This window comes from Streptomyces sp. ATCC 21386 (assembly GCF_018728545.1).
GTDB lineage: Bacteria > Actinomycetota > Actinomycetes > Streptomycetales > Streptomycetaceae > Streptomyces.
On sequence record NZ_JAAVVL010000001.1, the window covers coordinates 9,856,320 to 9,879,550 of the forward strand.

Annotated in this window: 19 protein-coding genes and 1 pseudogene; 7 read left to right on the top strand and 13 right to left on the bottom strand. The window is 72.6% G+C overall.

The genetic code is table 11. The features are described from left to right. The first annotated feature begins 149 nt into the window (after positions 1-149). On the top strand, positions 150-503 hold the full coding sequence (locus GWK25_RS42450; protein WP_215457036.1) for a hypothetical protein: 354 nt from the start codon (positions 150-152) through the stop codon (positions 501-503). A gap of 180 nt (positions 504-683) precedes the next feature. After that, positions 684-1,055, top strand: a pseudogene (locus tag GWK25_RS42455) (zinc-binding dehydrogenase); the annotation flags it as partial. Positions 1,056-1,187: 132 nt separating this feature from the next. On the opposite strand, the gene GWK25_RS42460 reads toward GWK25_RS42455, so the two are convergent. From GWK25_RS42460 to GWK25_RS42475, 4 genes are all read right to left on the bottom strand, one after another. Then, positions 1,188-1,673: a hypothetical protein gene (locus GWK25_RS42460; protein ID WP_308404460.1), complete on the bottom strand. Its 486-nt coding sequence runs from the start codon at positions 1,671-1,673 to the stop codon at positions 1,188-1,190. 147 nt (positions 1,674-1,820) lie between these two features. Further along, a complete protein-coding gene (locus GWK25_RS42465; RefSeq protein ID WP_184906220.1) occupies positions 1,821-2,186 on the bottom strand; it encodes a PH domain-containing protein in 366 nt (121 codons plus the stop codon). A 60-nt stretch (positions 2,187-2,246) separates the two neighbouring features. After that, positions 2,247-3,977, bottom strand: coding sequence for a methionine--tRNA ligase (gene metG / locus GWK25_RS42470; protein ID WP_215457037.1), 1,731 nt, complete (start codon positions 3,975-3,977; stop codon positions 2,247-2,249). Positions 3,978-4,138: 161 nt separating this feature from the next. After that, positions 4,139-6,385 (bottom strand): VWA domain-containing protein, encoded by a 2,247-nt coding sequence (locus GWK25_RS42475; RefSeq protein WP_215457038.1) that lies wholly within the window; start codon positions 6,383-6,385, stop codon positions 4,139-4,141. A 251-nt stretch (positions 6,386-6,636) separates the two neighbouring features. Between GWK25_RS42475 and GWK25_RS42480 the strand changes: the two genes are divergently transcribed. Then, a complete protein-coding gene (locus tag GWK25_RS42480) occupies positions 6,637-8,718 on the top strand; it encodes a PhoX family phosphatase (RefSeq protein ID WP_215457039.1) in 2,082 nt (693 codons plus the stop codon). A gap of 84 nt (positions 8,719-8,802) precedes the next feature. Here the strand turns inward: GWK25_RS42480 and GWK25_RS42485 are convergent, their stop codons facing one another. The 5 genes from GWK25_RS42485 to GWK25_RS42505 form a co-directional block, all read right to left on the bottom strand. Beyond that, positions 8,803-9,018: a hypothetical protein gene (locus GWK25_RS42485; RefSeq protein ID WP_215457040.1), complete on the bottom strand. Its 216-nt coding sequence runs from the start codon at positions 9,016-9,018 to the stop codon at positions 8,803-8,805. Between the two features lie 141 nt (positions 9,019-9,159). Beyond that, positions 9,160-11,148: an FUSC family protein gene (locus tag GWK25_RS42490; RefSeq protein WP_215457041.1), complete on the bottom strand. Its 1,989-nt coding sequence runs from the start codon at positions 11,146-11,148 to the stop codon at positions 9,160-9,162. A 57-nt stretch (positions 11,149-11,205) separates the two neighbouring features. Beyond that, the gene (locus GWK25_RS42495) at positions 11,206-12,243 is read right to left on the bottom strand and encodes an endonuclease/exonuclease/phosphatase family protein (RefSeq protein ID WP_215457042.1); all 1,038 of its coding nucleotides are present in this window, start codon (positions 12,241-12,243) and stop codon (positions 11,206-11,208) included. A gap of 260 nt (positions 12,244-12,503) precedes the next feature. Next, positions 12,504-12,959 (bottom strand): hypothetical protein, encoded by a 456-nt coding sequence (locus GWK25_RS42500; protein WP_215457043.1) that lies wholly within the window; start codon positions 12,957-12,959, stop codon positions 12,504-12,506. Positions 12,960-13,110: 151 nt separating this feature from the next. Then, positions 13,111-13,902, bottom strand: coding sequence for an alpha/beta fold hydrolase (locus tag GWK25_RS42505; RefSeq protein ID WP_215457044.1), 792 nt, complete (start codon positions 13,900-13,902; stop codon positions 13,111-13,113). Positions 13,903-14,084: 182 nt separating this feature from the next. On the opposite strand from GWK25_RS42505, the gene GWK25_RS42510 reads away from it, so the two are divergent. After that, positions 14,085-15,494 carry a PLP-dependent aminotransferase family protein gene (locus GWK25_RS42510; RefSeq protein WP_215457955.1) on the top strand — a complete coding sequence of 470 codons (1,410 nt, stop codon included), beginning with the start codon at positions 14,085-14,087 and terminating at the stop codon, positions 15,492-15,494. Here GWK25_RS42510 and GWK25_RS42515 read toward each other — a convergent pair. Then, the gene (locus GWK25_RS42515; RefSeq protein ID WP_215457045.1) at positions 15,409-16,353 is read right to left on the bottom strand and encodes a hypothetical protein; all 945 of its coding nucleotides are present in this window, start codon (positions 16,351-16,353) and stop codon (positions 15,409-15,411) included. The two genes, GWK25_RS42510 and GWK25_RS42515, sit on opposite strands and share 86 nt — an antisense overlap. A gap of 376 nt (positions 16,354-16,729) precedes the next feature. Between GWK25_RS42515 and GWK25_RS42520 the strand changes: the two genes are divergently transcribed. Beyond that, positions 16,730-17,158 carry an SH3 domain-containing protein gene (locus GWK25_RS42520; RefSeq protein ID WP_308010680.1) on the top strand — a complete coding sequence of 143 codons (429 nt, stop codon included), beginning with the start codon at positions 16,730-16,732 and terminating at the stop codon, positions 17,156-17,158. A gap of 45 nt (positions 17,159-17,203) precedes the next feature. Here GWK25_RS42520 and GWK25_RS42525 read toward each other — a convergent pair whose 3' ends face one another. After that, positions 17,204-17,680 (bottom strand): hypothetical protein, encoded by a 477-nt coding sequence (locus tag GWK25_RS42525; RefSeq protein ID WP_215457047.1) that lies wholly within the window; start codon positions 17,678-17,680, stop codon positions 17,204-17,206. Between the two features lie 291 nt (positions 17,681-17,971). On the opposite strand from GWK25_RS42525, the gene GWK25_RS42530 reads away from it, so the two are divergent. Next, positions 17,972-19,198 (top strand): PP2C family protein-serine/threonine phosphatase, encoded by a 1,227-nt coding sequence (locus GWK25_RS42530; protein ID WP_215457048.1) that lies wholly within the window; start codon positions 17,972-17,974, stop codon positions 19,196-19,198. Between the two features lie 153 nt (positions 19,199-19,351). Next, entirely contained in the window at positions 19,352-20,587 is a 1,236-nt protein-coding gene (locus GWK25_RS42535) for a hypothetical protein (protein WP_215457049.1), read from the top strand. Positions 20,588-20,939: 352 nt separating this feature from the next. Here GWK25_RS42535 and GWK25_RS42540 read toward each other — a convergent pair whose 3' ends face one another. Then, positions 20,940-22,283, bottom strand: a complete 1,344-nt coding sequence (locus GWK25_RS42540; protein WP_215457050.1) for a sensor histidine kinase KdpD — start codon at positions 22,281-22,283, stop codon at positions 20,940-20,942. A 43-nt stretch (positions 22,284-22,326) separates the two neighbouring features. Beyond that, positions 22,327-23,064, bottom strand: a complete 738-nt coding sequence (locus GWK25_RS42545) for a response regulator transcription factor (RefSeq protein ID WP_251829285.1) — start codon at positions 23,062-23,064, stop codon at positions 22,327-22,329. Positions 23,065-23,231: the final 167 nt, after the last annotated feature.

A 23,231-nucleotide genomic window follows, 5' to 3' on the forward strand; every position in this document is an offset into this window, starting at 1 on the left:
CTTTGTTGAAACGGATTGATCGACTCCATCGTGGGCAATTCGGTCGTGACGCATGTCACCCCGATTCGAGGTGTGTGCGGGACGGGCGCAGACTGGATGGAGAAGCGGAGATCGCACAGACCCCGCAGTGATCCAGTCGTGGAGGAATCATGACGGCAGTCACGCGGACGGGAACCCCCGTACTGATCGAGGACGACGGTCTTGAGGTACGCGTCCAGGAGATCGGCGGCGGCATGACCGTCGCCTTCATCAAACTCCCCAAGGGCACCGACATGTCCCCGGCGCTCAAAGGACTCCCCGACGACCTGTGCCAGTGCCCCCACTGGGGTCACCTCATCAGCGGACGGCTGAGGATGCGCACCAAGGACGGCGAGGACTTCTACGAGGCGGGAGAGGCCTACTACTGGGCCCCCGGCCACTCGCCGGAAGCCCTGGAGGACGTCGAGGTCGTCGAGTTCTCCCCGACGAAGGAGTTCATGGAGGTGATGGACCACATCCAGTAGGCCGCGATCGGGTGCCCGGGGAGACGACGAGCAGTTCGGCGATCGAGGCGACGGAGCGGCCGGCCGGGGTACGGCGAGGTGAATTCGCTGGCTCGCTCGCGCAGTTCGGCAACATTGTTGATGCGGCCCTGCGGCCCTGCGGGCGTCGGCTACGGCTGGGCCGCGGACACCGCGCCGCCCCTCACCTCTCTCGGCGCCGTTCCCACCACCTATGGCCCCGGCCTCGCGCAGCGCCTCTCCGCTCTCGCTCCGCACGGCGTCGACCTCCCGCTCGACACCGCGGCTTCCGGATCCCTGGACGACCTCGTCGCGATCACGGGCGACCCGACGCGCGTCGCGACGGTCGCCGACCACGCGGGCGGGCAGCGCCTGGGCCCCCATGTGGTCAACGCGGAGAACGACTCCACCCTCCTGTCCGCGGCCGCGGAGCTTGGGAGGCAAGGCCGCTACACACCCCGTATCGAGCAGACCTACCCCCTGGAGCGGATCGCCGACGCTCACGCGCACGCCGAGCGCGGACGCACACGGGGAAAGATCGTGATCTGCGTCTGAAGCGGGCATGGCGCGGGTGCGCCGGCCCACCAAGCGATGGTCCTGGCGCGCCGGCGCTGACTCGAGGCCGTGCCCGAAAGCGTCGGCGAACGACCTCTGCCGAGCCGCCACGCCGAGACGAGGACCGTCACCTCAGCCGAAGAACGGGGCGGCGGCCCGGCGCAGGATGTCCCGTTCCCGGCCGGTCCGGGTGTCGAGAGAGTCCTCGTGGTCGATGACGATCGTGTCGTCGGCGTCCTGGGCCCGAAGGTGGGCCCCGTATGCATCGGTCGCTCTCACCAGAAGAGCGTTCTCGTGGGCCGCGGGCCAGCTCTGGAGGAGATAGGACTCCACGACCTCGTCCACCACTGTCCGGTCGACAGCCGTGTCCCTGCCCCGGGCATGGACACGCAACCGGTAGCAGCCCGGCCCTCGCGAGGCCAGTGAGGGCAGGTCCACGGGGTCGTCCATGAGGGGGGCCACCAGCGCTTCTCCGGACGGGGACCGCCAGGAGATCTCAGCGATCTCCTCCCAGTCCGCAGCGGGCTCGGGCTGCACGGCATGCAGCTCGACGGTCACCCGCACACTGCCGCTGTGGATCCCGGTCGACACCTCGACGGCTCCGTCTACGGCTGACACGAGGCCGTTGTGAGACGTGTCGAGACCATCGGCCACCGGCCCCGCCGGATCCGAGATCCGGAAGAGGTGATACTCGGCGTGCACCAGAGCGCTTCGGGCACCCCGCGCAAGCTGCTCCACTTGTTCCGCTCACTCCTTCCGGGGGGCCTAGCGGGCCACGAACTGCGTGAGGATCGCCTGTACCTCGTAGATGTCCACGCCCTTGGTGAACGTCTTCTCGATCGGTTCGTGAGTGCCGGAGAGCCAGATCTTCAGTTCGGCGTCGAGGTCGAAGTGGCCGGCCGTCTCGACCGCGAAGTGCGTGATGCTGCGGTACGGGATCGAGTGGTACTCCACCTTCTTGCCGGTGATGCCCTGCTTGTCGATCAGGATCAGCCGGCGGTCGGTGAACAGGATGGTGTCGCGGATCAGCAGGAACGCGGCGTGCACCTGCTCCCCGTGGCCCAGCAGACGTCCGTAGTCCTGCTGGGCCTTGCCGGGATTGACCGTGTGCGCGTTTCCGAACAGTGCCATGCACACACAGACGCACATCTGGACATACGGGGTTGCCTCGCCGGCGTGGCGGCGTGGGCGTTACGCCGGTTCGCCGCCGAAGCGCTCCTTGTACGCCTCCAGGTCGTCGTCCGTCAGCTTGGCGAAGAGGACCGGGGGGACCGTGAACGGGGTGCCGGCGGGGACGGAGGTGAGGGACTTGGCCTCGTCCGCCGTGACCCAGGTGGCCGTGTCGTCAGCGAGGGCGAACGCGGCGCGCATGGTGGCCGAGGACGCCGGGATGAAGGGCTCCGAGACCACCGAGTAGAGGTGGATGAGGTTCATGGCCGTGCGCAGGGTGAGGGCAGCGCCGCCCTGGTCGGTCTTGATCTCCAGCCAGGGGGCCTTCTCCTCCAGGTAGGAGTTGCCCGCCGACCACAGGGCACGCAGCGCCGCGGCCGCCTTGCGGAACTGGAGCGCCTCCATCTGCGCCTCGTACTCGGCGAGCAGACGGGCGATCTCCTCGCCCAGCTTCGCCTCCGCCTCACCGGCGGCGCTGCCCGCCGGGACCTCCTCGCCGAACCGCTTCTTCGAGAAGGACAGCACCCGGTTGACGAAGTTGCCGAGGGTGTCGGCGAGGTCCTTGTTGACCGTGGCCGTGAAGTGCTCCCAGGTGAAGGACGAGTCGTCCGACTCGGGGGCGTTGGCGATGAGGAAGTAGCGCCAGTAGTCCGCCGGGAGGATCTCCAGCGCCTGGTCGGTGAAGACGCCGCGCTTCTGGGACGTGGAGAACTTCCCGCCGTAGTACGTCAGCCAGTTGAAGGCCTTGACGTAGTCGACCTTCTTCCACGGCTCACGGATGCCCAGCTCCGTGGCCGGGAACATCACCGTGTGGAACGGGACGTTGTCCTTCGCCATGAACTGCGTGTACCGGACGGGGTGGTCGCCGCCGTCGGCCTCGTACCACCACGACTTCCAGTCGCGGGTCTCGCCGTCCGGGGCGGCGTCCGACCACTCCTTCGTCGCGCCGATGTACTCGATCGGGGCGTCGAACCAGACGTAGAAGACCTTGCCCTCGGCCGCCAGCTCCGGCCAGGTGTCCGCCGGGACCGGGACGCCCCAGTCCAGGTCACGGGTGATGGCGCGGTCGTGCAGGCCCTCGTTCAGCCACTTACGGGCGATGGAGGACGACAGATGCGGCCACTCCTCCTCGTGCGCCGCGACCCAGGCCTCGACCTCGTGCTGCAGCTTGGACTGCAGGAGGAAGAGGTGCTTGGTCTCGCGGACCTCCAGGTCGGTGGAGCCGGAGATGGCGCTGCGGGGGTCGATCAGGTCGGTCGGGTCCAGGACGCGGGTGCAGTTCTCGCACTGGTCGCCGCGGGCCTTGTCGTAGCCGCAGTGCGGGCAGGTGCCCTCGACGTAGCGGTCCGGGAGGAAGCGGCCGTCGGTCGGGGAGTACACCTGGCGGATCGCACGCTCCTCGATGAAGCCGTTCTCCTTGAGGCGGCGCGCGAAGTGCTGGGTGATCTCGACGTTCTGCGGGGAGGAACTCCGGCCGAAGTAGTCGAAGGCCAGTGCGAAGCCGTCGTAGACCGCCTTCTGCGCGTCGTGCGCCTGCGCGCAGAACGTGTCGACGGGCAGACCCTGCTCCTTGGCGGCCAGCTCGGCGGGGGTGCCGTGCTCGTCCGTCGCGCAGATGTACAGCACGTCGTGGCCGCGCTGGCGCAGGTAACGGGAGTACACGTCCGCCGGGAGCATGGACCCCACCATGTTGCCCAGGTGCTTGATCCCGTTGATGTACGGAAGGGCGCTGGTGATGAGGTGTCGAGCCATCGGGGGATGCTCCCAGGTCGGTCGTATTCGTGAGTCTTGAAATCCTAGCCGACATGGGTGTGCCGCCCGCCTCCCGTTTTGACGGGTGGGAAGCGGGCGGCACGGGTGTCACGGGGCGGTGCGGGTGCCTTTCGTCGCCGGGTGCGGGCGGTTGCCGCGTGCTACGGGCGCCAGGTGGACAGGATGCCCTCGTAGACCTCGGCGTCCGTCAGTTCGCGGGGGGTCTCGCCGGCCAGGAAGTGGGACGTGTTGGGCGTCTTCAGCTTCCGGAGGTAGTCGAAGGCCTTGTTCTCCGGGTCGCCGAACGCGACGAACGCGAAATGGACGGCCGGGTGGTTCTTCGCGGCGTCCGCGAGCGCCTGGTTCGCCGGGGTCTTGGCGTCCGGGGCGCCGTCGGTCTGGAAGACGACGAGGGCCGGGGTGCCGGGGGCCGCCTTCTGGTGCTGGGCGAGGACCTCCTCGACGGCCACGTGGTAGCTGGTACGGCCCATGCGGCCGAGGCCGGCGTGCAGGTCGTCGACCTTGTTGTCGAACGCGTCGAGGGTGAGCTCGCCGGTGCCGTCCAGTTCCGTGGAGAAGAACACGACGGGGACGGTGGGGGGCTGCTCGGGGTCGAGGTGGGCGGCGAGGGCGAGGGTCTGCTCGCCGAGGGCCTGGGCGGAGCCGTCCTTGTAGTAGCCGCGCATGGAGGCCGACCTGTCGAGGACGAGGTAGACCTTGGCGCGGGTGGTGGTGAGGTTCTGCTTGGCGAGGGCTTCGTGGGCGGCGGTGTAGGCGGTGCGGAGGCCTGCCGGGACGGTGGCGGGCGGCACAGCCTCGGCTGCGCCGTCGGCCGTGTCCGTCTTCCCACCCGCACCACCCGTGCCGCTCTCGTCGTCGGCCGCGGGTGCCACCTGTGGGGCGACCGCGCCGTCGGCGTCCGCGGCTTCGGGGGCGGCTTCATCGGCCACGACGACGAGGTCAGCGGCCTCGGGGGACTCGGCGGCGACCGGTTCGGGGGTGACTTCCGGTTCCGGGGTCACGGCCGGTTCGTCGGCGATCGGGTCGGGGGTGGTGGCTTCGGGCTCCGGCGTGACTTCCGGCTCAGGGGTCACGGCCGGTTCGACTGCGGCTTCGGGCTCGGGGGTTGCGGTCGGCTCCGGAGCGGCTTCCGGCTCGGCGGCGGCCGCGGGGCCCGGGGTGGCCTCGGGTTCAGGAGAAGCCTCGGGTTCAGGAGAAGCCTCGGGTTCCGGCGCGGCCTCGGCGGCAGCCTTCGGCTCCGCTGCGGGCTCGGACTCCTCCGTGGCCTCCGGCTCCGGGGCGGACGCGGGCTCCGCCTCCGCCACGGGCGTGTCCGCAGCCACCTCGGTGGCCTCGGACGACGACGCCGCGGCGGCCTCCGCCTCGGCGGACGCGGGCACGGTCTCGGCCTCCGCCTCCGGGGCGGTGTCCGCCGCCACGGGCTCGGCTTCGACCACCGGCTCAGACGCGGATTCGGCGACCGGCGCGGCAGGCTCCTCGTCGGCGGCCTTCGCGTCAGCCGCGGCCGACGCCTCGCGCTCGGCCTCGTCGGCAGCCGCCACCTCAGCCTCGTCGGCAGCGGCGGGCTCCGCGTCAAGGACCGGCGCGGCGGCCTCCGCCTCGTCGGCGGTTTCGGCGACCGGCTTCGGCTCGTCCTTGTCGGCGACGCTCGCCTCAGCGACAGGCTCCGCCTCGACCACCGACGACGTCTCCGCCTCGGCCTCCACCGCGGCTTCGGCAGGCGCCTCGGTCGCAGCCTCGGCGGGCACCCCGGCCTCGGCCTTCTCCTCGGCGACCGGCTTCGGCTCGGCCTCCGTGGGCTCCGCCTTCGTCTCGGCCCGCGCCTCAGCCTCGGTCTCCGACGTGACCTCGGCCGACTCCTCAGTCGACGCCTCAACCTCCGGCGCCGCACTCTCCGGCGTGACCTCGGCCGACGCCTCAGCCTCGGTCTCCGGCGTGACCTCGGCGGACGCCCCAACCTCCGGCGCCGCAGTCTCCGGCGTGACCTCGGCGGACGCCGCAGCCGCAGCCCCCGTCTCCTGAGCCGCTGCCTCGGCACCCGCACCCGAAGCCTCGGCGTCCGTGCCGGAAGACGTGGCGTCCGTTTCCGCCTCCGGCTTTCTCTCCGTCGGCTCCGTGGTGCGCGGCTTCGGGACCGTCACGTTGTCGAAGGCCGCGGAGACGAGTTCGTCGGCGACGGAGGAGGATGAGGATGATGTCGGGGGCGCGGGCTCCGTCGCCGGGGCCGGGACCCTCGGCTCGGCGGCCTGCCGCGTCGCGGCCCCCTCGTCCGCCGCCGCGGAGGTGTCCTCCGGGGCGGAATCCCGCTCCGCCTCCTGCGAAGGAACCGTGTCGCGCCCCTTGCGTGAGCGGCTGAACGCATTCCGCAGGAGAGAGAGAATGCCCATGTGCGCAACCCTTCGGGTGAGTTGAAGCCCGTCAATCCCTGGCCAGGACGGACACGTAAGGTTAGCGGCCGGGCGGGGCGATCTTGGGGTGGGGCAGGGGCCTTTCACTATCCCCGCCACCCCGCGCTGTCAACACCGCCCCAACTGCCGCAGGTTCACCCTCTGTTCACTTCGCGTCCCTGTTTTCGAACGCATGCCCCCATAGCGTCGCGCTCACATCAAAAGGCACAAAGAGTATCGAGGAGCGCGCTGTGCGCAAGCTGCTGCCCATGATCGGCTCGCATCCCGGCGGCCGTTCCGCCCTGACCTGTCGGTTCCGCTGTGGTGACGCCTGCTTCCACGAGGTGCCGAACACCAGCACCAACGAGTACGTGGGCGACGTCATCGCGGGCGCGCTCAGCCGTCGCTCGGTGATGAGGGCCGCCGCCGTCGTCTCCGTGGCCGGCGCGGCCGGCACGGCCGTCTCGCTCGGCACCGCCCACCCCGCCACCGCGGCCACCTCGGCGGAGACCGCCGGGTCCGCCGGTGCCGCCGCGTCCAAGACCCGGCCCAAGGCCGCCCGCGGTCTGCGCTACACCTCCGTCGCGCCCAACACCGCCGACGCGGTGACCGTCCCCGAGGGCTACAAGCAGAACGTGGTCATCCGCTGGGGCGAGCCGATCCTGCGCGGCGCCCCCGCCTTCGACCCGGAGAACCAGACGGGCAAGGCCCAGGCCGGTCAGTTCGGGTACAACTGCGACTTCCTGGCCCTGCTCCCGCTCCCCGGTGAGCGCGGCCGTCAGCTGCTCGTCGCGAACCACGAGTACACCGACGAGGTCCTGATGTTCCGCGGCTACGACGCCGCCAACCCGACCCGCGACCAGGTCGAGGTCGCCTGGGCCGCCCACGGCCTGTCCGCCGTCGTGGTCGAGGAGGACAGGCGCACCGGCAAGCTCACCGCCGTGCCCCGCCACCACCTCAACCGCCGGGTCACGGCGACGACCGAGTTCCGGCTCACCGGCCCCGCCGCCAGCTCCGACCTGCTGAAGACCTCCGCCGACCCGACCGGCCGCAAGGTCCTCGGCACCCTCAACAACTGCTCCGGCGGCACGACCCCCTGGGGCACCACGCTCCACGGCGAGGAGAACTTCAACCAGTACTTCGCCAACAGCAGCCGGACGACCGACAAGCGCTACGGCATCGGCACCGGCGCCAGCGAGCGCAAGTGGGAGCGGTTCGACAAGCGGTTCGACGTCGCCCAGGAGCCGAACGAGGTGCACCGTTTCGGGTACGTCGTCGAGTTCGACCCGTACGACCCCTCCTCCACGCCGCGCAAGCACACCGCGCTCGGGCGGTTCAAGCACGAGGCCGCCACCATCCGGCTGACCGCGGACGGGCGCCCCGTCGTCTACTCCGGCGACGACGAGCGCTTCGACTACTTCTACAAGTTCGTCAGCAGCAAGCGGATGAAGAAGGGGTCGAGCCGCGCCGTCCGCGAGCACAACCTCTCGCTGCTGGACGAGGGCACGCTCTACGTCGCCAAGCTGACCGGCGACTCCCCGGCGATCGAGATCGACGGTACGGGCAAGCTGCCGGGCGACGGTGAGTTCGACGGCTCCGGCGAGTGGATCCCGCTGGCCACCGCCACCGCCAAGGGCGCCGTCTCGCACGTGGACGGCATGACCGCCGACGAGGTCTTCGTCTTCACCCGGCTCGCCGGTGACAAGGTCGGCGCCACCAAGATGGACCGCCCCGAGGACATCGAGCCGAACCCGGTCACCGGCAAGGTCTACGTCGCCCTCACCAACAACTCCAACCGCGGCAAGACCGGCTTCGCCGCCGCCGACGAGGCCAACCCGCGCAACGCCAACAAGCACGGCCAGGTGCTGGAGCTCACCGAGCGCTGGAACCGGCCCGAGAGCACCAGGTTCGCCTGGCTGCTCTTCCTCGTCGCGGGCGACCCGAACGACCCGGCGACCTACTTCGCCGGCTTCCCGAAGGACGACGTCTCCCCGATCTCCTGCCCGGACAACGTCGCCTTCGACCGGTACGGCAACCTGTGGATCTCCACCGACGGCGCCCAGCTCGGCTCGCACGACGGTCTCTTCGGCGTGGCGACCCGAGGTGAGCGGCGCGGTGAGCTGAAGCAGTTCCTGACGGTGCCGAGCGGCGCCGAGACCTGCGGCCCGATCATCCAGGACCGCCGCGTCCTGGTCGCCGTGCAGCACCCGGGTGAGCTGGACGGAGCCACCGTCGAGAACCCGAAGAGCACCTGGCCCGACGGACCCGGCAAGCACGTCCGCCCGGCGGTCGTCGCCGTGTGGCGCGCGGACGGCTGCGACATCGGCGTCTGAGCGACACAGGTCGCAGCACACATACGGATGCGGGCCGCCCTCCTGTCGGAGAGGGCGGCCCGCACGCCTTGCGCGGAGCGGGGCTCAGGGAGCCAGGCAGCTGACGCCGGGGGCGGCGGCCGGGTCCAGCAGGGCGGCCGGGTCGAGGAGCGCGGCCGGGTCGGCCAGCTCCGCCACGGCGGCCGGGGTCTCCGCGAGGCAGGTGACGGTGGCAACCGGGTCCGGGACCGCGTGGGCGGCCGGGGCCATGGCGCCGGCGAGGGCGAGGGTTCCGAGCAGGACGGTCGCGGTGCGACGCATGAAAAATCCCCTTATAGGTAGGGCGGTTGAACAGGATTGATCATGACTGCTTTCCGGCTGCGCATTCGCCCTCCGTCACCCGTGCGGGGATGACGTAACGATTCGGCGCCCTGCGCCGGGTTGACCTGGAGAGACCGGGGCTCAGTGGGGCGAGGTGATCGTCCGGGCCGCCGCCACCTCCTGGCGGAGCGGCTCCAGCACGCTGTCCGGCGGTCCGCTGAGGTCGGAGCGCACCGCGTAGAGGGTCTCGGTCTTCCGTAGGCCGTCTGCCAACTCCCGCAATTGAAGGGCGACTTGGTCGACCTCGGCGGCGGACGGCGGTGCGGCGCCCTGCTTGATCCGGACCCGGGCCGCCGTCGTCGCGTCCACGATCCGCTCGACCGCCACGACCAGCGGCCACCAGGCGGCGGCGCGCCGGCCGACGGGCGGCGGTTCGGTCAGGGCCCGCTGGAACTCCGTACGGATCGTGGAGAGGTCGCGGTAGAGGCGGCGGCGGGTCCGGGCCCGGTCGGCGGGGTCCGCCGGGGTCTGCCCGAAGGCGCGTTCGACGTACGCGGCCGTGTCGGCGACGGCGTCCGCGAGCCGGTCGCCGACCCGGGCGTGCCAGCTCTCCGGCCAGAGCAGATAGCCCGCGACGAGGGCGATCGCGCAGCCCATGAGGGAGTCGACGAGACGCGGGACGAGCAGGTCGGTGCCCTGGTGGTTGAGGGTGTCGGAGAGCAGCAGGATCACCGGGGTGATGGCCGCCGTCTGGTAGCCGTAGCCCCGGGGCGTGAACACCGGGATGAGCGGTGCGAGAAGCAGCATCACCGGCACGTCCCACCAGCCGCGCGGCACCTCGGTGAGGATCCCGGCCGCGACCACCAGCCCGACGACCGTGCCGAGCGCCCGCAGCAGCGCCCGGGAGAAGACCGACCCGAAGTCCGGCTTCAGGACGAACGTGATGGTCAGCGCCACCCAGTACGAGCGTGGTACGGGCACCAGCGACACCAGTGCCTGGGCGATGCCGATGCAGAGCGCGAGACGCAGCCCGTAGCGCCAGGAGGTGCCGGAGAGGGCGACGTTCCGGGCGACCCGGACGGCGCGCACGCCCAGCGGCGCGGGGCGGCCGGCCCGGTCGCCGGCCTTTCGCAGCGCGTCCGGCGATTTCTCGGCGGCGACGTCGGCGGCGTGCCGCAGCGCCTGGTCGACCGCCCGCCCTATCCCGCTGCCGGGCTCCGGCAGCCGCAGCCCGAGCGGCCCCGAGTACCCCGTCTCGACGGCCTCCGCGAGGTGCCGTACGGCCACCGGGACCTCGGCGGGCAGCGGGCGACCGGACAGCCGTACCGCCGGGGCGGCCTCCACCAGCGGGGTGATCGCGTTCAACTGCGCGAGCAGGCGCACGAGTTCGGGGCTGCGGCCGTGGTGCCGGGCGCGGCGGGCGAGGACCAGGTCGTAGGACTGGTTGAGGGACTGGGTGACCAGGACCCGCGCGTCGTCGTAGGAGTCCTTGCCGGGGCCCGGCGGGCCCGCCGTCCTGGGCTCGGCGGGGGCGTCCGGTGTCATGGTGGCGAGGAGGTCCGCGACCTTGCGGTAGGTGTCGGCGACGGCGGCCCGTTCCGGTACGCCCGCCCGAAGGGGCCAGGCGAGCAGGGCCAGCGCGAGGACGAGGAAGCCGCCGGCGGTCATCAGCAGCGGGGCCAGCCACCACTGGCCCGGCATCGGCAGTCCCGCCCCGATCACCGAGTTGAGCAGCAGCAGGAGCCCCGACACGGAGGCCACGGCGCCGATCGACGAGATCATCCCGGAGACGAGCGCGACCCCGGTGAGGGCCCCGACGGTCACCCAGCCCTGCCCGAACACCAGCGACCCGAGCGTGATGCCCACGGCGGCGAACAGCTGCGGGACCGCGATGTTCAGCAGCCGCATCCGGTACGCGGCCGCCGTGTCGCTGATGACGCCCGAGAGGGCGCCCATCGAGGCGAGCGCGCCGTACTCGGGCCGGCCCGCGGCGAGGCCGAGCGCCAGTGGCAGCGTCAGCGCGATCGCGGCGCGCGCGACGGCCGGCCGGTTGACCGGCGCGGGCTGCGGCCGGAGGTTCCGCACCAGCCAGTCGGGCGGGGTGAGGCCGATGGGGAGCGTGCGGGGCATGCGCCCATTATGGCCGTGGGTGATCGGGGTCTCCGGGGGCGTTTGCGGCCTTTCGGCTCACCCGCGCCGGTGCAGCGAGAGGTCCACGACGACGGCGTTGTGGTCGGTGCCGGACAGCGCCCGGAAGCGGACCCCGCGGGCGGAGAAGTCCTCCTCGGAGACGAGGACGTGGTCGATCTGGGCACCGAACCTCGGGGTCGTCCGGGAGGGCCAGGTCGGCCTGCGGTCCTGTCCGGTCAGCCGGGCGGCGTCGATCATCCCCGTGTCGAGGATCGCGCGGAAGGCCGCGTGGTCCTGGGTGGCGTTGAAGTCCCCGGCCAGGACGGTGGGCGTCCGGGGGTCCTTCGCCGCGTAGTCGCGCAGCGCGCCGAGCTCCCGCCGCCAGGTGTCCAGCTGCCCCGGCAGCGGCGGCATCGGGTGCGCCAGCTGAAGCCGGACGCGGTGGCCCTCGACGTCGGCGACGGCGCCCGGCATGCCCATCGAGCCGGGGATCGGGGCGGTGGCCTTCAGGGGGTACCGGCTGAGGATGACGGAGCCGGTGGAGCCGTAGCCCTCGACGGACTGCCGGTGTGGGTAGTCGGGGGTCCGGCCGCTCAGGTCGCCGAGCTTGTCGCGCAGCTCGGCCGAGCAGGTGAGTTCGCACTCCTCGACGAAGACGATGTCGGGGCGTTCGCGGCGTACGGCCTTGACGAGGGCGTCGGTGCCACGGCCGAACTGCACGTTCGATGTCATGACTCGCACCTCGGCGAGCACCGGCCCGGTGGGTTCGCTCGCCTTGCCGTACGGCTCGATGTACCAGGCCAGCGCGCCGAGCAGCACCACGCCCCAGGTCAGGCCGATCCAGCGGCGGGCGAGCAGCGCGAGGAGGAGGGCGAGGCCGGTGGGGGCGAGCAGCCAGGGCAGGAACGCGAGGAGTTGGGGAACCGGGGTGAAGGCGTCGATGTCGGCGGCGCGGGAGCCGACGACGAGGGTGACGCCTAGGAGCAGCAGGGTGGCGAGGAAGGCCTTGCCGCCGTGGCGCTTGCGCGGGCGCGGCCCGGCTGCCGGCGCGGGTTCCGGGGCGGGGTCCGGCCGTTCGATGGTCGCGCTCTCCACGGCCGGTGCCTTTCGCTGTTCTTGGCGGGTCCTTCTAAGGACGGGTGGGGTGGGGGGAAGGTTGCGCCGGGGTGGGATCGGGGGTGGGTCGGGTGGTGGGGGGATGGGGGGTGGGGTGCGTGGGCGGGTGCGGGTTCGTGGGGGTTCTCGCGCAGTTCCCCGCGCCCCTGAGGGGCGAAGCCGGGGCTGCGCCCGGCTTCGCCCCTCAGCCGTAGGTGCCGTGGGTCCGTTGTCCTCGTGAGCTCTCAGGCGCTCGGCGTTCAGTCGGAGTGACTGAAGTCCGGGGACGTCGCCAGGGACCAGACCACGAAGACCGCGATGCCGATGCAGATGACCGACCAGACGGGCGCGTACGGCAGGAACATGAAGTACTCGATGGCGAACAGCGAGGTCAGGGCGATCCCCACCGCGCGGGCCCAGTCATGTCCCTGGATGACGCCCCACCCGGTGCCCAGGACGCAGAGTCCGATCACCAGATGGATCCAGCCCCAGGTGGTGAGGCTGAACTCGAAGACGTAGCTGCCGATGTTCGTGTAGACGTCGTCCGTGGCGATCCCGGCGATGCCGTTGAGGATGCCCATGATGCCGATGACCATCATCAGGACACCGGCGAAGATCATCCCGCCGTGGGCCCACTCCGAGCGGGCGCCCCGGTGGGACATCGTCGTCTCCTGCGTCGTGGCGTTCGAGCGTGGTGCGGTGCTGTGCTGGGCCATGAGGGCCTCCTCCGACGGATGGACAGCTCACCCGCATGCTCACGCGGCGGGGAGGGGGCCGCACGTGGTGTAGGCCGAATGGGTGAAAGGGGGCGATGGGGGGCGTGGGAGGGCCGGGAGAGGGCACTCGGCGCGGCTCGGTCCTGGCGGGTCAGTCCAGGCGGGCCAGGAAGGCCCCCAGTGCCTTGTTGAACTCGTCGGGGCGTTCCAGGTTCGGCAGGTGGGCGGCGCCCTCGACGACGTGGAGGGTGGAGTCGGGGAGGGCGGCGTGCATGGCCTCGGCGTCGGAGACCGGGGTGTAGTCGTCGTCGGCGCCCACGACGACCAGTGCCGGCACGGTGACGCGGGTCAGCAGCTCGCGGTAGTCGGGGCGCTCGGCCCGCCCGCGCAGGGCCGCCGCGGCGCCCTCGGGATCGGTGGCCGTCATCATGCGGCGCACCCGGGCCGCGACCTCCGCGTCGGCGTACGGGGCGACCATCCTGAACAGCACCTCGTCGGCGTACCCCGCCATGCCCTCGCGCAGCAGCCGGTCGGCCATGGCGTTCCGGGTCCGTCTGCCCTCCTCGGTCTCGGCGGCGGGGAAGGTGTCGGCGAGGAGCAGGCCGCGGACCCGGTCCGGGAACAGGCGGTAGCACTCCATCGCGATCTGGCCGCCCATGGAGAGACCCCCGAGGACGAACTCCGGGACCCCCAGGTCGTCCAGGAGTGCCGCGATGTCCTCGGCGAAGGTGGAGAGCGGGGTGAGGCCCGGGACCACGGGGGACCGGCCGTAGCCGCGCAGATCGGGGGCGATGACGCGGCGGGAGGAGGAGAACTCGCTGATCTGCGGGTGCCACATCGTGCGGTCGAACGGGTGGCCGTGGATGAGGACGAGGGGGAGGCGGGCAGGCCGGCCCGCGGGAACGGGTTCCCCTTTGTCCTCGTATGCGAGGAAGGTGGTCATGGCATCGACCCTAGGACGCCCCAACTCCTCGGTGCAATAAGATCTTTGTCCTCGGTGCAATGTGGTGGTCGGGGCGGAGGCGGCGAGGGAACCGCGTGGTGGCGGGACGCGGAGAGGGAACACGCGAGGGCAGGACCGAGGCGGGACGGGACGTAGAGGTGGGCGAGGGGGAGGGGCAGACCGTGGCCGACTACCGGCGTATCGCCGATCGCATCGCGGACGACATCGCCACCGGGCGGCTGCAGCCCGGTGACCGGCTGCCGCCGCAGCGGGTGTTCGCGCGGCGGCGGGGGATCGCCGGGTCGACCGCCGGGCGGGTGTACACGGAGCTGGTGCGGCGCGGGCTGGTGGTGGGGGAGGTCGGGCGCGGGACGTTCGTGCGGGCGGCGCCGACGGCACCGGCCGGCCGGGCGCTGGCGGAGTCGGCGGGCTCGGCACCGGTGAACCTGGAGCTCAACTATCCCTCCGCGCCCGGCCAGTCGGAGCTGCTGGCCACCGGGCTGGCGCCGTTGCTGCGGCCGGACGTGCTGACGGACGCGCTGGGTACCGCCCCCGCGACCGGTACGGCCGCCGCGCGCGAGGCGGCGGCCGGGTTGCTCGCCACGGCCGGCTGGCGCCCGGACCCGGGCCGGTTCCTCTTCGCGGGGAACGCCCGCCAGGCCATCGCCGCGGCCCTCGCGCACCTCGTACGGCCCGGGAGACGCGTCGGCGTCGAGTCCCTCACGTATCCGCTGGTCAAGGAGATCGCCGGGCGGCTGGGGATCACCCTGGTGCCGCTCGCGACGGACGGGGAGGGGCTCCGGCCGGAGGCCGTGGTCGCCGCGCACCGGGCGGCGCCGCTGTCGGCGGTGTACGTCCAGCCGACGCTGCACAATCCGACGTCCGTGACGATGGGGGCGGGGCGCCGGGCTGAACTCGCGCGTGTGGTGCGGGAGTTGGACCTGCCGGTGATCGAGGACCGGATCTGGTCGTTCCTGGCGAGCGGGGAGCCGGGCGGGGAACCGGGTGAGATGGCCGTCGGCGATCTGGGCGCGCTGCCGCCGCTGGCCGCGTACGCGCCGGAGCGGGTCTTCGTCGTGGACGGGCTGTCCAAGCGGGTGGCGCCGGGGCTGACGGTCGGGTTCCTGGTGGTGCCGGAGGGACGGGTCGCGGGCGCGGCGGACGCGCTGCGGTCGGGCGGCTGGACGGCGGGGCGGTTCGCGTTGGAGGCGGCGGTGCGCTGGATCGGGGACGGCACGGTCGCGCGGCTGGTCGCGGCGAAGCGGGCCGACGCGGCGGCGCGGCAGCGCCTGGTCGCCGAGCACCTCGCGGGGTTCGCCGTACGGGGGGACGCACGGGCCTACTACGCGTGGTGGGAGCTGCCCGAGCCCTGGCGGGCGGACACGTTCCGCGCGGCGGCGGCCGCACGCGGCGTGGCGGTGACCCCGGGGCCCGCGTTCCGGGTCGCGGGGGTGCGGCGCGGGTCGGGGGTGCTCGCGGGGCAGGCCGCGGCCGCCGCCGACTGCGTCAGGCTCGGGCTCGCGTCGGTTCCTCCGCCGGTGCTGGCGGGGGCGCTGCGGACGCTCGGCGATGTCGCACGAGGTGGCCCGTGAGCCAGGCGGTGGCGGCCACGGTCGTGCCGAGGAGCACCAGCCCCCAGGTCACCGTGCGCAGGGTGGCCGTGAGCGCGTCGTAGACGGCACCCGCGGCCGCTGGGGAGACGTCCGGGGGCAGGTCGGCGAGGGTGAGGTGGCGGCCGAGGGCCACGGCGACGCCGAGCAGCGCGCCGCCGAGCGCCGCGCCGAGACCCGTCGCGCAGACGGCCCGACGACGCCGCGTCGCGACGAGCACACCACCGGCGGCCAGTGCGAGCGCACCGACCGGAAGCCAGAACGCGGCGATTTCCAGCACGCGATACCCCTTTCGAAGCTGGACCAGTTCCGTGGCCGACAGAACCTCGACCTCGGTGCGCGCGACCGGGATGCGATGGGCGAACGGCACGTGGTCGCGCACGAGTTGACGTTTGACGCGCTCGCCGACCGGCGCGAGGTCGAGGGTCACCGCCCGCGGCCCGCCGACGCCGGGCCCGCCCGCGCCCGCGCCGTCCGCGTCCTCGTCCTCGGCGCGCACCGCCTTCAGCACCGCGTCGTGCGCCGCCCGGTTCACCATGTGCCAGGCCGTGCGGAACGCCTCGGTCTGGGTGAAGGAGTGCGCCGCGTCGTGCGTGAACTCCCGTACCGGCCGCCGCAGTGGCGGCCCCACCCGGACCTCGCGCAGGATCCCGGCGGCGACCGCGTCCGCGAGCGCCTCGCGTACGGCCGGGTCGGTGGCCAGGGGCGCCATGACCGCCTCGTACCGCGTCCGGTCCGCGAGCTCGTACGTCGCCCACGCGGACAGTGCGCCCACCGGCGTGAGCAGGCAGGCGAGCGTGGTCAGTACGGCCGACAGGGCGCCGCGGACTCGGTGGGACACCCCTCCAGGCAAGACCCCCGCCCACGACCTCGCGAGCGCTCCCGACGGACGTGACTGCGAATGGCCCCCCAGGACAAGCCGATCGGGGAGGGGACGGGGAGGAGCGGCTCCGGTGGTGGCAAGGGCGGTGGCGGGTGCCTCTCCGGTGGAGCGCTCACTCGAACGGGTGTTACCTGGAGGAAGAGTGACAGGGGGTGGCGAAGGGGGTGCCGAGGAGGCAGTCATGCGTCGTAGTGATCCGCGTACTCCGAATCCGTCCGTTTCCCCCTGTCCCCCGAGTTCCCCGAGTCCCCCGAGTTCCCCGAGTTCCCCGAGTTCCCCGAGTTCCCCGAGTTCCCCGAGTTCCCCGAGTTCCCCGGGCACTTCGGCCCTGCGGGTGCTCGTCGCGGCCGGTGTCACCGGTGGTGTGCTCGCGGTGTCGGCGCTCGGGACCACGGCGGCGGCCGCCTCCGACGGCTCCGTCCGCGGCACGGTCGTCTCGGCCGGTGACCTCAACCTCCGCGCACAGCCGACCACGGACTCCCGGGTCGTCGGCTCCCTCGCGCCCGGCAGCCGGGCCGTCGTCGACTGCGAGGTCCGGGGCCAGAAGGTGTTCGGCGAACCGCACTGGTACTGGCTCGGGGACGTCCGCGGCTGGGCGAGCGCGGTGTACGTCGACACGCACGGCCGCTCGGTGCCGAACTGCACGGATCCGTGCCCGAGCTGGAAGGACTGCGATCCCTGCCAGGACGGGCACGGTTCCGGGTCCGTCTCGTTCACGTGGACGTTCACTGCCTCCGGCACCTGGGAGTGGGAGGAGGAGTGAGAGGTGCGCTGACCGGCCGGACCGGTCAGCGCAGGCGGTGGCCGGTCAGCGCAGGCGGTGGCCGGTCGCGTCCTCGTGGGTGTAGTAGCGGTAGAAGGTCACCGCGAAGACCGCCGCCGCGATACCGAGGGACATGAGCGTCGAGCGCACCACGGTGTGCTGGGCGGCCTGGCTGTAGAGGAAGCCGAAGGCGCAGCCCGCGAAGGCGGCCCAGAGGAGGGCGTGCGGTTCGCGGCGCAGCCGGGGTGCCACGGTCTGTACGGCGATGTAGAGCGCCGCGAACACGAACGCGGTCACGAAGCCGAAGAGGACGTTCCAGCCGGTGATGGGGCCGGCGTCACGGTTCATCGCCGCGGCCCAGTAGCCGTAGACGAGGCCGAGGACCACGGGCAGGATCAGATGGGCGAGCCGGTGGGTGCGCTCACTGAAGACATCGGGCGAGGCCGGTGCCGCCGACCTGCCCCTGACCGAGGGCCCGCCCGGAATCCCCGGCCGCCCCGGAGTGGGTGCCGTCTGAGCCATGGGAGCACTCCTCTCTTCCCTCCCCCGTCACTCTCCGCCCCGTCTTCCAGAGCACACCTGGGGAGGGCCGCTGGCAAGTCGGGGGTGGGGGTTGTCAGGGGGAGTGGGGAGGCCTGGGCAGGGTCGCTGCGGGGGCGCCTGACAGCTCGGGGGAACTCATGGGCGGGCGGCTGCGGCAGTCGGGGCTGATCGCGCAGTTCCCCGCGCCCCTGGACGGCCTGCGGCCGTCATGGGGCACGGCCGTGGTGGGCCGGGATGCGGGGGGCGTGGGGGCGTGTTTCGCTGTGGGGCATGCGGATGCGGATGCCGGTGCCGCTCGGGCGCCGGGAGCCGGACCCCGTCGCGCGGCAGCAGCCGCTGCGGATCCACGGGCGGAACGTCGCCTGGCTGCCGCCGCTGGTCGTGCTGCTCGCCGTACCGGTGGTCGACTGGTTCACCAGCGGCGACTTCCGGGTCATCTCCTGGCTGGTGCTCGTCCCGGGCACGGCCGCCGCGGTCTGCCGGGTGTGGACGACGGCGCTGTTCGCGGCGCTCGCGATGCTCATGTACATCGTGGGCGACAGCTCCTGGCCCCATCAGGAGCGCACCGGTCTGCCCGACTTCATCCTCGTCGCCGTGGGCGGCATCCTGTCCGTGCTGGCCTGCGCCGTGCGGCTGCGCGGGCAGGAGCGGATGCTGCACATGCGGGCCGTCGTCGACACCACCCGCCGTATCCTGCTGCGCCAGCTCCCGCCGGACGTCGGCGGCCTCGACCATGCCGAGATCTACCTCGCCGCCGACAGCGAGGCCCGGGTCGGCGGCGACTTCTACGACATCCAGCCCAGCCCCTACGGCACGCGTGTCGTCGTCGGCGACGTCCAGGGCAAGGGGCTCGCGGCGGTCGAGGCGGCCTCGGTGCTGCTCGGCACGTTCCGTGAGGCCGCGTACCACGAGCCCGAACCGGTCACCGTGGCCGAGCGGTTGGAGACCCGGATGGTCCGCCACGTGCGCTACTGCGCGCACGTCGGCCGTGACGACGCCGAGCGCTTCGCCACCGCCGTCCTGCTGGACTTCCCCGAACTGCGCAGCGAGCGCACCGACTGGGGCCCGGACCTCACGGGGCTCGACGCGCTCACCTTGGACGTAGTGAACTTCGGCCACGAACCGCCGCTGCTGCTCTCCCCCCACGGCGTGCGCCTCCTCCCGCTGCGGGACGGACTGCCGCTGGGGCTCGGGGGGCTGGCCCCGCCGGAAACCCGGACGGCCACGGTCCGGCTCGCCGCCGACGAGACGTTGCTCCTGGTCACGGACGGGGTGACGGAGGCGCGCGACGGGCGCGGCGTCTTCTTCCCGCTCCGCGAGTACCTCACCCGCGCCCTCGCCGCCGGGGCGCCCGTGCTCGCCCCGGAGTCCCTGGTCCGCCTCGTCCGGGACGGCGTCCTCGCCCACACCGGCGGCTTCCTCGACGACGACACGACGATCTTCGCGGTGCGACGGGCGTCGGCGCCGGTACGGCGGGCGCCGGGCGCACCGAAGTGAGCGCGGCGCCCGCCGGTTCACGCCGGGCACCCGCCTCCGCTTCCGCCTCTCCCGCCCCGTTCCCGCCTCCGCTTTTCACCCCGCTCCTTTCCCCCTTTGCACGCGCAGCGGTTACCGTGCTGGCTGGTGCACGTGATCGACGGGGAGGGAACGATGCCGGGAACGGTGCTGCTGCTCGCGGCCTCGCCCATGGGCAAGGGGTGCCTGGTGGACGCGGCCTCCGTGCTCCCCGTACTGGCGGCCGTCACACCCGAGGTGCTGTCCGGCACGGCCACGGCGAACGTCGTCGAGCTGGCCGACCCGCTGGAGCCGCAGGCCGTCCTGACACGGTTGCGCGCGGCGGCCACCGCGCCCGGCCCGCTCACGGTGTACCTCGCGGGGCAGCTGCAACTCGACCGCAAGCAGCGGCTCGTGCATCTGGCGCTGGCGCGTACGACTCCGGCGACCGTGCGGTACACCGCGTTCCCCTGGCACTGGATCGTGGAGGAGCTGCGACTGCGGGCACCCGGGTCCACCACGCTCTTCGTCGATCTGCACGCCGACGCGGAGGTGTGGCAGCAGCTGGCCGGGCAGCCGCCCGCGCTCGGGCCGGGGGTGAGTGTGTACGGGCGGGTCGCGCCGCCGGTCGGTGGGGTGCGGCGGGCGGTGGCCGTGCCGGCGTACATGAAGGCGTTGGCGACGATACTGCGGAGCGGGCAGCGGCCGGAGCCGGCCGTGCTGCACGAGCAGGTGCTCGCCAGGAGGGGGGGTTACGGCGACCTGGTGCTCTCCTACGACGCGACGGGCGCCGCCCCGGTGGGTGCCACGTTCGGCGCCCCCGCGACCGCTGCCCCCGTGCCCGCTGCCACTGCCCGTCCCCGTCCCCAGGGGGCTGTCCCCCCGGTTCCGGCCGGCCGCCCCGAGCTCCCGCCCGAGCCCGTGACCCCGGCGGCCGGGGAGGCCGCGAAGGCCGGGGAGGCCGGCGTCGATCCGCACGATGCCATCAGCGCGGCCGTCGGGGCGGGACGGCACGGTGAGGCCGATGCTCTCGCCGCTCGGCGGGAGCAGGAGGCCCTGCGGGAGTTCGGCGACGCATCGGAGCAGGTGCTGCACTGGCGGGAGGTGCGGGCCGATCTCGCCATGTTCGCGGGGGATCCGGCGGGCAGCTGTGCCGCCTGGATGGGGGTCGCCCGGGCGCGGCTCGCGGCGGGGCGGCCCGCCCAGGACCCGGTGGTGGAGGCCGCGGTCGACCGCGCGCACCATCAGTGGAGCCTGATCACGGACACCGTGCGCGCTCACCAACTCGGCGTCGAGTTCGTGGAGTTGCGCGACAGGGTCCCCGGACGCCGCGCCGGGGCCGTGGAGCACGCCCGGCAGCACCTGGCGGAACTGCGGCGGCAGCCCGCGTAGGCGGGGGCCAGCGGGCGGGGGAGGGTGAGGGCCAGAGAGGGAGGGGCCAAGTGAGGTCGGCCCAGGACGTACCCGGTTGAGCCGAGCCGGTCGATGAGCCGTCGTTCCGTTCGTCGTAGATCGATGAGCCGTCGATCAGGGCGCATACCGGGCCGACCTCGGAGGGGGAGCCGTACGAGGTCGCACCGTGCGTACACGGTGCGGCACCGCACGTCGATCACTTAAGCGCTCGTCGCTCCGAAACGGATCGGAGCCGCATCAGAGATCGATCAGAAACTCCCCTGCCGTTGGCAAAGTCCACCTCCGCTCACCACCCTTGGGTTACGCCCGTGGGAGGCCCGGGCAGGGCGGCTCACGACGGCGCCGGGATGCGGACCCTGAACCAGGCGCCCCGGTGCGAGGGTTCGGACGGTTCCAAGGTGACCACACCCCCATGGGCCGTCGCGATCGCCGCCACGATGCTGAGGCCGAGTCCGCTGCCGGCGGTCCGGGTCTCCTCGCCGCGTACGAAGGGGTCGAAGAGCCGGGCGCGGAGTTCGTCGGGGATGCCCGGGCCGTCGTCCAGCACTTCGATGACCCGGTGGCCGTCCTCCGTCCCGAGGCCCAGGGTGGTCGTCGTCCCCGGTGGTGTGTGCACGCGGGCGTTGGCCAGGAGGTTGGCGACGAGTTGGTGCAGTCGCAAGGGGTCACCGGTGACCGTGTGGTCGCCGGGGGCCAGCAGCAGCCGTACGGGGCGGTCGGGGTGGCAGTCGCGGGCGGCGGAGACCGCGTCGCGGCACAGCTGCGCCAGATCCACGCAGGTCAGCGTGAGCGGCTGGCCGAAGTCCAGGCGGGTAAGCAGCACCAGCTCGTCGATGAGCGTGCGCATACGGCCGACCTCGGTGGCGATCCGGCCGAGCGCCTCCTGCCGCATCGGTTCGTACGTTTCGTCGCCGAGCCGGGCGAGTTCGGCGTAACCGGAGATCGTGGTCAGCGGGTTGCGCAGTTCGTGCCCGGCCGCCGCCATGAACTCGCGCAGCCGCCGCTCGGTGTCCTGCCGTTCCTCGACCTCGCGGCGACCGAGGCGGCGGGCGCCGATCAGGACGGTGGCCAGCAGAGGGAGGGCGGCGGCCGTCTCGACCTGGAGCAGGCGCTCGACGGCCCGGCGGTCGTCGACGGTGGATCTCGCGGTGACGACGTACCCGCCCCGGTGATCCCGGCCCGCTTCGGTCGTTCGCACCACCTTCGCCCGGTAACTCTCCCCGAACGCGGAGGGCGCCGACCGGGCCGCGTACGCCTTCAGCCGGTCGGCGGTGAGCACCGGGAACGCGGGCAGATCGTCGGCCCCGGGGTGACGCGCGACGACCCGCCCCCGCAGATCGAACACGAGAACGAGTCCGTTCTTGGCGAGGGTCGGGGTCGGGGTCGCACTCGGGGCGATCGCCCCGCCGAAAGCGCTGGCTCTCGTTATTTCCTGGTCGGTGCGGGCCGTGAGGTGCTGGGCGAGGGTGTGGGCGGAGAGGGCGGCGACGGCGCCCAGGGTCGCGATCGTGGCGATCAGCCAGAAGCAGACGGTGCGTTGGCCGGTGCGGTGGGGGCGGATCGGCTGCTCGACGGGCGGGAGCGGGCGGCCGGGGAGGGGCCGGGAGCGTGTGTCACCCGGCGCGAGCAGCCCGACCGCCCGGATGCTCTCCCCCAGCCCGGTGAACCCGCTCATGGCCACAACCCGCCCGTGCCCGGCCCGGAAACGGTGGTCTCGTTCAGTTGGCGCACAGTTGGTAGCCCACTCCTCTGACCGTTCGTATGAGGGACTGACCCGGCTCGCCCAGTTTGCGGCGCAGGTAGTAGATGTACGTGTCGACGACGCCGGACCCCTCGTCGCGGTGGTTCCAGACCCGCTCCTGGATCTGGCGCCGGGACAGGACGCGCCCGGGGTTCTCCATGAGGTAGCGCAGCAGGGCGAACTCGGTGGTGGTGAGGTCGACGGGGCGGCCGTCGGCCCAGACCTGGTGGGCGTCGGCGTCCAGGTGGACCGCGCCGGCGCGGAGGCGGTTGCGGTGGCCGTCGGGCGCGGGGCGGGCGCCGCCGGCCCGGCGCAGCAGGGCGCGGACCCGGGCGGCGATCTCCTTCAGTTCGAACGGCTTGGTGACGAAGTCGTCGCCGCCCATGTCCAGCCCGCGTACCCGGTCGTCGACCCCGCCGAGCCCCGTGAGGAACAGCACGGGGACCGCGTTGCCCCGGTCGCGCAGGTTCCGGCACACCTCGAAGCCGCTCAGGTCGGGCAGGTTGACGTCGAGGAGGATCAGATCGGGGTCGTACCGGGTGACGGCCTGCAGGGCCTGGCGGCCGGTGGCCGCGGCGGTCACCTGGTAGCCGAGGAACTCCAGCGCCATCGTCAGCATGGAGCGGATCCCCTCCTCGTCGTCCACGACGAGCAACTGCCCGCCCGAGGGCGCGTGTTGGACTGCTGAGCGGGCGGAGGGCACAGGGGTGGTCATGTCCTGTTCCTTTGCGGCCGTGACCCCAGATTGAGGTCTCAAGTTTCGGCAGATCCGTATCGTCACACGTACCGGCAGGTAAGGGAGACCGTCGGCGACATCATTCGGAATGACTCGTTCCCGAAGCACGAGAGCGCGCCCGGTCGACGACCGGACGCGCTCTCGGC